Source organism: Saccharopolyspora sp. NPDC002686, assembly GCF_040295745.1.
Classification (GTDB): Bacteria; Actinomycetota; Actinomycetes; order Mycobacteriales; family Pseudonocardiaceae; genus Saccharopolyspora; species Saccharopolyspora oryzae.
In genome coordinates this window covers 18,501-27,283 of record NZ_JBEOVY010000067.1, presented here as the reverse complement: position 1 = coordinate 27,283, position 8,783 = coordinate 18,501, and the positions used below count along the sequence as shown (strand labels likewise).

5 protein-coding genes and 1 pseudogene are annotated in these 8,783 nt (G+C 65.3%); 5 read left to right on the top strand and 1 reads right to left on the bottom strand.

Annotated elements, in window-relative coordinates; translation table 11 throughout:
• The 3 genes from ABTZ89_RS11780 to ABTZ89_RS11770 form a co-directional block, all read left to right on the top strand.
• A partial coding sequence (locus tag ABTZ89_RS11780) for a hypothetical protein (RefSeq protein ID WP_351043236.1) occupies positions 1–1,754 on the top strand: 1,754 nt, incomplete at its 5' end.
• Between the two features lie 22 nt (positions 1,755–1,776).
• Entirely contained in the window at positions 1,777–2,253 is a 477-nt protein-coding gene (locus ABTZ89_RS11775; RefSeq protein ID WP_351043233.1) for a hypothetical protein, read from the top strand.
• A 16-nt stretch (positions 2,254–2,269) separates the two neighbouring features.
• Positions 2,270–4,852 (top strand): Hsp70 family protein, encoded by a 2,583-nt coding sequence (locus tag ABTZ89_RS11770; protein ID WP_351043230.1) that lies wholly within the window; start codon positions 2,270–2,272, stop codon positions 4,850–4,852.
• Positions 4,853–4,894: 42 nt separating this feature from the next.
• Here ABTZ89_RS11770 and ABTZ89_RS11765 read toward each other — a convergent pair.
• Positions 4,895–5,317 (bottom strand): annotated as a pseudogene (locus ABTZ89_RS11765) (SbcC/MukB-like Walker B domain-containing protein); the annotation flags it as partial.
• Between the two features lie 196 nt (positions 5,318–5,513).
• Here ABTZ89_RS11765 and ABTZ89_RS11760 point away from each other — a divergent pair.
• Positions 5,514–7,502 (top strand): type I restriction-modification system subunit M, encoded by a 1,989-nt coding sequence (locus tag ABTZ89_RS11760; protein WP_351043227.1) that lies wholly within the window; start codon positions 5,514–5,516, stop codon positions 7,500–7,502.
• Positions 7,499–8,782, top strand: a complete 1,284-nt coding sequence (locus ABTZ89_RS11755; protein ID WP_351043224.1) for a restriction endonuclease subunit S — start codon at positions 7,499–7,501, stop codon at positions 8,780–8,782. Before ABTZ89_RS11760 ends, ABTZ89_RS11755 begins: the two co-directional genes overlap by 4 nt.
• Position 8,783 lies beyond the last annotated feature (1 nt).

Below are 8,783 nucleotides of genomic sequence, written 5' to 3'. Positions count from 1 at the left end.
CCGACGACCTGAGCGCCACCCACCACCTCGCGATCACGCATCACGCGCGGGCGATCGACGCGGAGAACTCCGAGCAGCCGGACCAGGCCGACGAGGACTGGCGGCAGGCCCTGGTGCACTGGCACCGGTTGTTCGACGCCGACGAGTTCTGGACGTGGCTGGCCGAGCACGTCGACGTCGAACCGGACCTGCTGCCGCAGGTCCGGCTGGACCTGGCCGAGCGGGTCGTGCGGCTGCACTTCGACATCGCAGGGGATGAGCGGACTCCGCTGCAGCGCGCCCGGTTCCACGTCCAGCTCGCCCTCGGCTCGCAGTTCCCGGCGGAACTGGTGGAACGGGTCCGCATCCACGCCTACGAGCAGGCGATCGCCGGTCTGGACGCGGCGGTGTGGAACCACGACACCATCGGAGCCGACGCCCTCGGCCCGGCCGTCCGGACCGTGACCGGTCATCTAGAACGGGACGAGGATTGCGCGCCGGCCTTGCGCGACCTGCTCAGCCTGCTGACCCGGGTGCAGGCGGGGCACGTGCAGCAGGCGAACGCGAGCGACCTCGAGGAGCGGACCGGGGCGCTCGAGGAGATCCGGGAGACGGCCCGGCGCTACGACCGCGACATCTCGCGGCTGGAACCGGAGCTGCTGGAGGTGGGGCAGCACGATCCGCTGCTTACCGACCTGGTCCGGTGGCACTCGTGGGTGGGCCAGGCGTGCGACGCCATGCGGGACTTCGACGAGGCGAGGCGGCATTTCGCCCGTGCTCTCCGGGCCGCGCGGGCGGCGGCCGATCCGCGGCTCGACGAGATCCGCGAGGACTGGCAGATCACCACGGTGCTGGCCGCGAGGGACCACGTCGACGACAACCGCGAGCTGGCGCTGGAACTGCTCGGCTCGGTCAAGGATTCCGACGGGCTGTCGGCTTCCGTGCTGCTGGCCAGGGCCGACACGTGGTTCGAGCTGGCCGAGCTGGACAAGGCCGAGCGCGATGTGGACGCGGCGTTGTCGGCCCTCGACTCGCCGCTGCCCGATCTGGGCGGTGCCGACCCCGCCACCCTGCGGTCCAGGTGCCACTCGCTGCGCACGGTGATCCGCCAAGAGCGGTTGTCGCCCCACCTGAAGAAGGCGGAGCAGGCGGCCGATTCCCACCGCTGGGCGGACGCCATCCGAACGCTCGACGAAGTCCTCGCGATCGAAGCGGAATTCCCGCCCGCCCTGGTGCTGCGCGCGGAGTGCTACCTCGGCCAGTTCGAGACGGACGCGGCCAAGCGCGATCTCGTGCTGGCCGAACGGCGATGCCGCGAACTCGGCGACCAGCGGGGCCTGGAGATCGTGCAGCACTTGGCGGACCAGCAGGCCAGCCTGCACAAGACGGTCGCAGCGCACGGCGGCCCCGCCGCCTTCCGGTTGCAGCAGGAGGGGATCCGGGAATTCGAGGACGGGCATCGGGACAAGGGGGTCGATCTCCTGCGGAAAGCGCACGCGACGTCGGGCCCGCGAGGGCGGACGGAGAACGGCAAGATCCTCGCGGGATTCCTGAACGCCGTGGCCGTCGACCTGCTCAACTCCGCCGCGGAGTCCATGTCCGACGTCGGATACCTGGGCCGCTTTCCGGGATCGGCCCCGCAGCTGGACGCGATCCGCCGGGCGGAGGAGCTGTTGACCGAGGCCGCATCGCTCGATCCGGCCGATGCCATCAAGCAGAACTTGATCACTGCCCTGCGGTTGCGCACGGGGCTGGAGATCAACCGCCGCTGGTGAGTCCTTTGTGGAGGGATCGGGCATGCCGCTGAGATGGGGACGGGGCGAGAACCCCTACCGGGAGAACTACTTCGGGATCTTGCAGGTGGGGTCGCACGCCAGCCCGCTGCTGATCACATCCCGCCGCAGGGATCTGCAGCGCAAGATCGGCGCCGGAGGCGAGCACCGCGTCGCCGGCCGGACGATCACCGAGGCCGAGCTCGCCGAGGCGGAGTCGCGGCTGCTCGACCCGGCCCGGCGAGCTGCCGAAGCGCTGCTCGTGCACGCTCGCCCGGCCACCCACACCGGCCGGTTGCCGGAGCTGTGCGCAGCGGTCGAGGAGGCCGCGACGGTGGAGGAGTCGAGCCGCCCCTTGCAGCTGACCAACCTCGCCGCCCTGGCTCCGCTGGTCCCACCGCCGCACCCGGCGGATCTGCCGCGCCCGTCCTGGGCGGACCTTCCGGTGCCGGCGCCGGACAGCCCCGAAGACACCCGAGCCGACGTCCTGTTCGACCTCTGACCTGGGGAGCTACGAGATGATCATCGGCATCGATCTGGGCACGACCTTCAGCGTGCTCGCAGTGCGCGGCAAGGTCGAGCTGGCCGACGGGTACCCGCCGCCGACCTACCTCGAGGAGCTCGACGTCACGATCATCCCGGACCCGTACGGGAACGACGTCATCCCCTCCGCGGTGTGGGAGGACCCGCACGACCCCGGCAAGCTCGTCGTCGGCACGGAGGCCAAGGACCGGGCCGCCGATGGCGAGGCGCCGATCCTGGCGGCCAAGCGCAACATCGGCACCGACGTCGTCCACCGGCTGGGCGGGCGGGACTACAGCGCTCGCGAAGTCGCGACGATCGTTCTCCAGTACCTCAAGGACATCGCCGAGCAAGCGCTCGGCGAGCGGGTCGACCGCGCGGTGATCACGCACCCGGCGTTCTTCGAGGGCGCGATGATGCGCGAGACCGCGGAAGCCGCTCGGGCGGCCGGGTTCGACTTCGACGAGGAGAAGCACCTCCTGATGGAACCCACCGCGGCCGCGCTCGCCTACGCGGGCGCCGACCGGCGGGACCCGCTGCGCCTGCTCACCTACGACCTCGGGGGCGGCACGTTCGACGTCACGGTGATGGAGCGCCGCGGCGGGGTGGTGACGATCAAGGCGTTCGGCGGGAACCGCTTGCTCGGCGGCTACACGTTCGACCGCAGGCTGGCGCAGTGGCTCTACGACCGGATGCGCGAGCGGGGCGTCCAGATCACGGTCGACGACGAGGGAACCGGCAACCTCGGGACCTGGACGCAGTTGCTGCAGATCGCCGAGAACACCAAGCACAAGCTCGCCGGTGCGCGGACCGACCGGGTGCCCGTGCACATCAGGGAGCAGCTCACCGACGACCACGGGCGGACCGTGACGCTGCTCGACTCGATCAACCGCGCCCAGTACGTCGAGCTCATCCAGGAGCTCCTCGACGACACCCTCGGCGGCGGAGGTGCCGGGGACGGCACCAAGGGCTGCGAGCTGGTCCTGGCGGATGCCGGCCTGACCATCGAGCAGGTCGACGAGATCCTGCTCGTCGGCGGTTCCACCTGGGGCCCGTGGGTCACCGACACCATCCGGCGGAGGTGGGGCCGGGAGGCCCGCCTGCTGGAACCGGACCGCATCGTCGCCGCCGGTGCGGCCCTGCAGGCCGGGTCGATGCCGAGCGAGATCTCCAGCGCTGCCTGCACCGTCCAGCTCGACGTGGAACCCCGCACCCCGCAGGAGATGATCACGGTCGCCGGCCAGGTGCGAACCGAGTCGGCGGCGGAGCTGAACGTCGTGCTCACCAGCGAGAACGGCAGCCGCCACGCGGCGATCCCGGACGACACCGGCCGGTTCTTCTTCGAAGAGGTCGAACTGCGGCCGGGGACCACGACCAACTTCACGCTGCTCGTCGGCGACGGCTCGCAGCTGCCGCTGGCCGAGCACGCCTTCACCGTCGAGCACGTCGCCGAGGACGCCGACACCGGGATCACCGGGGTGTTCTCCGTGCTGCCCAAGCCGCTGTTCATCGAAACGGTCCAGGGGATGGAGCCCCTCGCGGAGGAGGGCGCGACCTTGCCCGCGAGCCGGACGCTGGAGTTCCAGCGGATCAACGACTTCGACACCATCGAGATCCGCTTGTTCCAGGAGTACGACCCGATCGGCGTCGTGCTGATCAAGGACGTGCCCCCGGAGGCGACCAAGGGCTCGAAGGTCACCCTCACCGTCAACATCAGCGCCAGCAACAAGATCGAAGGACGCGCCACCGTGCACAGCCGCGCGGGAGCGGTGATCCGCGAGGCACCGGTCGACGTCAGCATCCCGCGCATGGAGATCCCGTCGCTGTCCGAGCTGCGCGACGAGCTCGCCGGGCTGGAAGCCGAGCTGGACCAGCGGATGGCCCTCGAGACCGATGCGACGAGCCGCATGACGTTGCGGGCCGACGGCGACCGGTACGTCCACAAGGCGCAGCGCCTGTTCGCGGTCCCGGTGCCCGACCGGCAGGAGATCTGGTTGCTGCTGCGCGCTTTGGACCGCGTCGTCCACCCGGTGCGGCACGAACTGGAACCGTCGCTGGCCGAGTGCGAAGGGATCATCCTGGGCATCAGGGAACTGCTGTCCGCGCAGGGCTCCGACCCGAACGTCCAAGCGCACGACCAGATCGTCAACAGGCTGGAGAAGGAGGCGCGGGCCGCGTACGCGCGGCGCGACGCCAAGCGCTGGGCGCAGGCCAACGGCGGCCTGCGGGACCTGTACCTCCGCCTGCGGCAACCCAGCCAACCCCGCCAGCAGGAGACCCTGCCCACGGACCTGCAGAAGGTCATGGCGGTCATGCCGCTGGACAAGCTCCGCCAAGAACTCCGCGCGAAGGAGGCGGAGAAGGAAGCCGAGGCGGTCGACGACGCCGAGTTCCAGCGGTTCCGGTCCCGGGTCAACCGCGTCCGCGCGCAGATCGACGAGATCCAGGAGGCGATCGAGCAGATCGGCGACGACACCCAACCGCGCACCGCCGAAGCCCGCATCCAGCTGTCGATGCTGAAGATGAAGTCGATCTCCGACCAGATCAACCGCCTCGACAGGGACATCGACCGCCTCTGACTCGCAATGCGCGGCCACAACCGCCGACCGGTAGCCGTGCCTCTAAGGCCCCTCTCCGTCGCGGGTGAGGTTGTGGCCGTTCCAGGTGAAGCGGTCGGTGTGACCGCCTCGCTGTCGTCGCCGGTGATGAGCTGGTGGATGGCGATGCCGCTCAGTTCGGCGTAGGTGCACCACTCGTGATCGGAGGTGAGTATGAGATCGAGGTCGAGTGCCGACAACAGCACGAACACCTGGCCGCGGTTGATGCTGTCCACGCCGACGAACACCTCGTCGAGCAGGATGAGGCGGGGTGCCTCCGGCGCGGCTTCGTAGTGGGTGGCGACCGCCGCGAACAAGGGTAGGTGCAGTGCGCGCCTTCTCACCAGCGGAAAGCGCGCACTGCAGCTTCTTGGTCAGCAGTTGCCACCCTGCTCCGTTGGCGCGGTCGACCTTGACCACGACGCGGTGCCAGGAGGTGTAGGCGAACCAGGACCGCATTGATCTGCGCTGATGAGAGCCCGGTGAGATCCTTCGGAACAGACTGCCTCGGACCGAGTCCACCGTTGCTGCATCCGAACGACATCGATCCCCACCGGCGTTGCAGATACCGTTGCGTCGGTAATCTTGTGCCCCAGCCCGCGGGCGCAAGTGCATTACGAATACGACCTGGAGACTCGACGACGTGAGCGTGCATGCCAGCTTCGTTTGGGGCATCGCCGATGTCCTGCGCGGCCCGTACAAGCCGAACCAGTACGGCAACGTCATCCTGCCGTTCACGATCCTGCGGCGGCTCGAGTGTGTGATGGAGCCACACCGCAAGGTTATGGTCCAGGTCGTTCAGGAAGCTGCCGACCATGGCTACGGTGCCACGTGGATCCGCAGCCAGTTGCGCCGGCGCACACGTACTGAGCAGAGCCCCAGCCTATCGTTCTGGAACACCTCCGCCTACACGCTGGAGAAGGCGCTGGAGGACCCAGACAACCTCGCGGCGAACTTGATCGACTACATCAACGGGTTCAGCACCGAGATCGACGTTTTCAAGAACTTTGGCTTCGAGGAGCAGATCAAGGCGCTCGACGAGTACGACCGTCTTGCCCTGGTCACTCGCGAGTTCGCCGAGATCGACCTCCATCCGGACGTCGTGGACAACGCTGCGATGGGCGACCTGTTCGAGAACCTGATCTACAAGTTCGCTGAAGCCTCGAACGAACAGGCCGGAGACTTTTACACCCCGCGTGACGCGATCCGCCTCCTGGTCGACCTCGTTTTCGCTGAGGACACCGAGGCGCTACGTAGTCCCGGCGTATCCCGCACCGTCTACGACCCGACAGCGGGAACCGGTGGAATGCTCTCGGTTGCTGAGGAGCATCTCCTCGGCATGAACCCAAACGCGGCGTTGAACCTCTATGCCCAGGAGGTCAACAAACACTCGTACGCGATCTGTAAGTCCGACTTGCTGATCAAGGACCAGGATGTCTCCAACGTCCGTCGGAACGACACCCTCGCCATGGACGAGTTCGCCGATCGCGGGTTCGACTTCGTCCTGTCCAATCCGCCGTTCGGTCAGGACTGGAAGGCTTCGGAGAAACAGGTTCGTCGCGAACACGAGGCGCCCAACGGTCGGTTCACGCCTGGCCTGCCCGCGATCGGTGACGGCGCGATGCTGTTCCTACTGCACGTCGCCTCGAAGATGCGTCCGGCTGACGAAAATGGCCGAGGTGGGCGCGCGGGCATTGTCCTCAACGGTTCGCCGCTGTTCAACGGTGGAGCGGGGTCAGGCCCCTCGGAGATCCGCGGCCACCTGCTGAAGAAGGATCTGGTCGAGGCGATCGTCGCGCTCCCGACCGAGATGTTCTACAACACAGGCATCGCGACCTACCTGTGGATCCTGGACAACACAAAGCAGCCCGAGAGGCGGGGCAAGGTCCAGCTCATCGACGCGACCGGGTTCGCAACGAAGATGCGCAAGTCGCTGGGAAATAAGCGCGTCGAGATCAGCGAGGCCGACCGTTCCACGATCCTGCATGCGTACTCGGCGATGGAGACATCGGATATCTCCAAGGTCTTCGACAACAACGACTTCGCCTACTGGTCCGTGACCGTCGAGCGCCCACTGCGCCTGAACTTCGCCTGCACTCCGGAGCGGATCGAAGAAGCGGCCGAGCACAAGCAGCTCAGCAAGATCGACGGCTTGATCGACTCACTGGGGACGTTCGGCACTGACTTGTACCGTAATCGCGAGAAATTCCTAAGCGATCTTGGCCTGCACCTTGGTACGGACGGCGTCCGCCTTACCGCTGCGCAACGTAAAGCCCTGTGGCAGACACTCGGCGAGCGCGACGAGGAAGCCGACGTCTGTATCGACAGCAAAGGCAATCCCGAACCAGACACGTCCCTCCGGGACACAGAGATCGTCCCTTTCGGATGGAATAACCACCGCAAGGAGGACGATGCGCAGGACGAGACCATTGCCGCGTACTTCGAAGCGGAGGTCAAGCCTCACGTGCCTGACGCGTGGATCGATGACTCCAAGACGAAGGTCGGTTACGAAATCCCCTTTACTCGGCACTTCTATCAGTACGTGCCACCACGTCCGCTCTCGGAGATTGATGCCGATCTCGACAAGGCTGTAGCTGAAATCCTTGAGATGCTCAAGGAGATCGAACGATGATCACTGCAATTCCTTGGATTGGTGACGCCGACCTGCCTGGTCACTGGAATCGCGTACCTGTCAAGAGGTTTGGGTCCGTCACGCTTGGCAAAATGCTCCAGTCGGAGGACAAGGGAAATGATTCTCTTGCTCCGTATATGCGAGCTGCGAATGTGCAACCTGACGGTGTTATTGACGTCAGCGACGTAAAGTCAATGTGGTTCAGCGGAAGCGAACTTGATAGTCTCACGCTGGATCGAGGGGATGTGGTTGTAGTAGAAGGCGGCATCGGCGGTTACGGGCGGGCTGCTTTCATTCGAGATGAGAACCTTGCGGGCTGGGGGTTTCAGAACTCGATCAACCGTGTTAGGCCGTTTCATTCCAATGATGGACGTTACCTTACGTACGTGCTGATCGCTGCACGTCGACTAGGATACATTGCGGCATACTGCAACGCGGTATCGATGCCGCATCTAACTGCAGATAAACTGGCGGAATTTCCAATCCCATTGCCGCCGGCAGGTGAGCAGAGAAGCATTGCAGACTTCCTGGATCGGGAGACGGATCAGATCGACGCCCTGATCTCTAAGCAGGAGCAGTTGATCGAATATCTGGTTGAGCGACGTGATGCGGTCATCCGAAATTCGATACCCGAACCCGGAGTTAGTACCTGGCCCACTGACAAACTTGGACGATGGGTCTCAATCACAAATGGTGCAACGCCCCGGCGTCAAGAGGTTCGGTATTGGGATGGTGGAGATTTTCCTTGGCTAACGTCATCTGTCGTGAACCTTCCTGAAGTACTGGAAGCTAGCCAGTTCGTCACGCGCGACGCTCTTCGGGAGTGTCATCTTCCAATAGCCGGTCCTGGATCGCTGCTTGTGGCGCTAACTGGGCAAGGCAAAACTCGCGCCTCCGTAACGATTCTTCGGATTAGGGCTACGATCAACCAGCATCTTGCGTGTATTACACCTGAAGCTACGCGTTGGAACTCAGATTACTTGCTCTGGTCGCTCAAGTCATCGTACGCAAAGCTCCGCGCACGTAGTGACGAGTCTGGTGCCACAAGAGGAGCGCTCACCGTAGACGCGCTGCACCGTCATCCCTTGGTGATGCCGCCGCTTGACGAACAATCAATTATTGCCACACAACTCTATGATCAAACCGCAAAAATTGACTCCCTAATGGAAAAAGCGCAGGATCTAATCGCCTTGGCGCGCGAGCGGCGTGCCGCTCTGATCACGGACGCTGTGACGGGCAAGATCGACGTGTCGACGGGCAAGGTTCGCGAAGGGGCGTAGA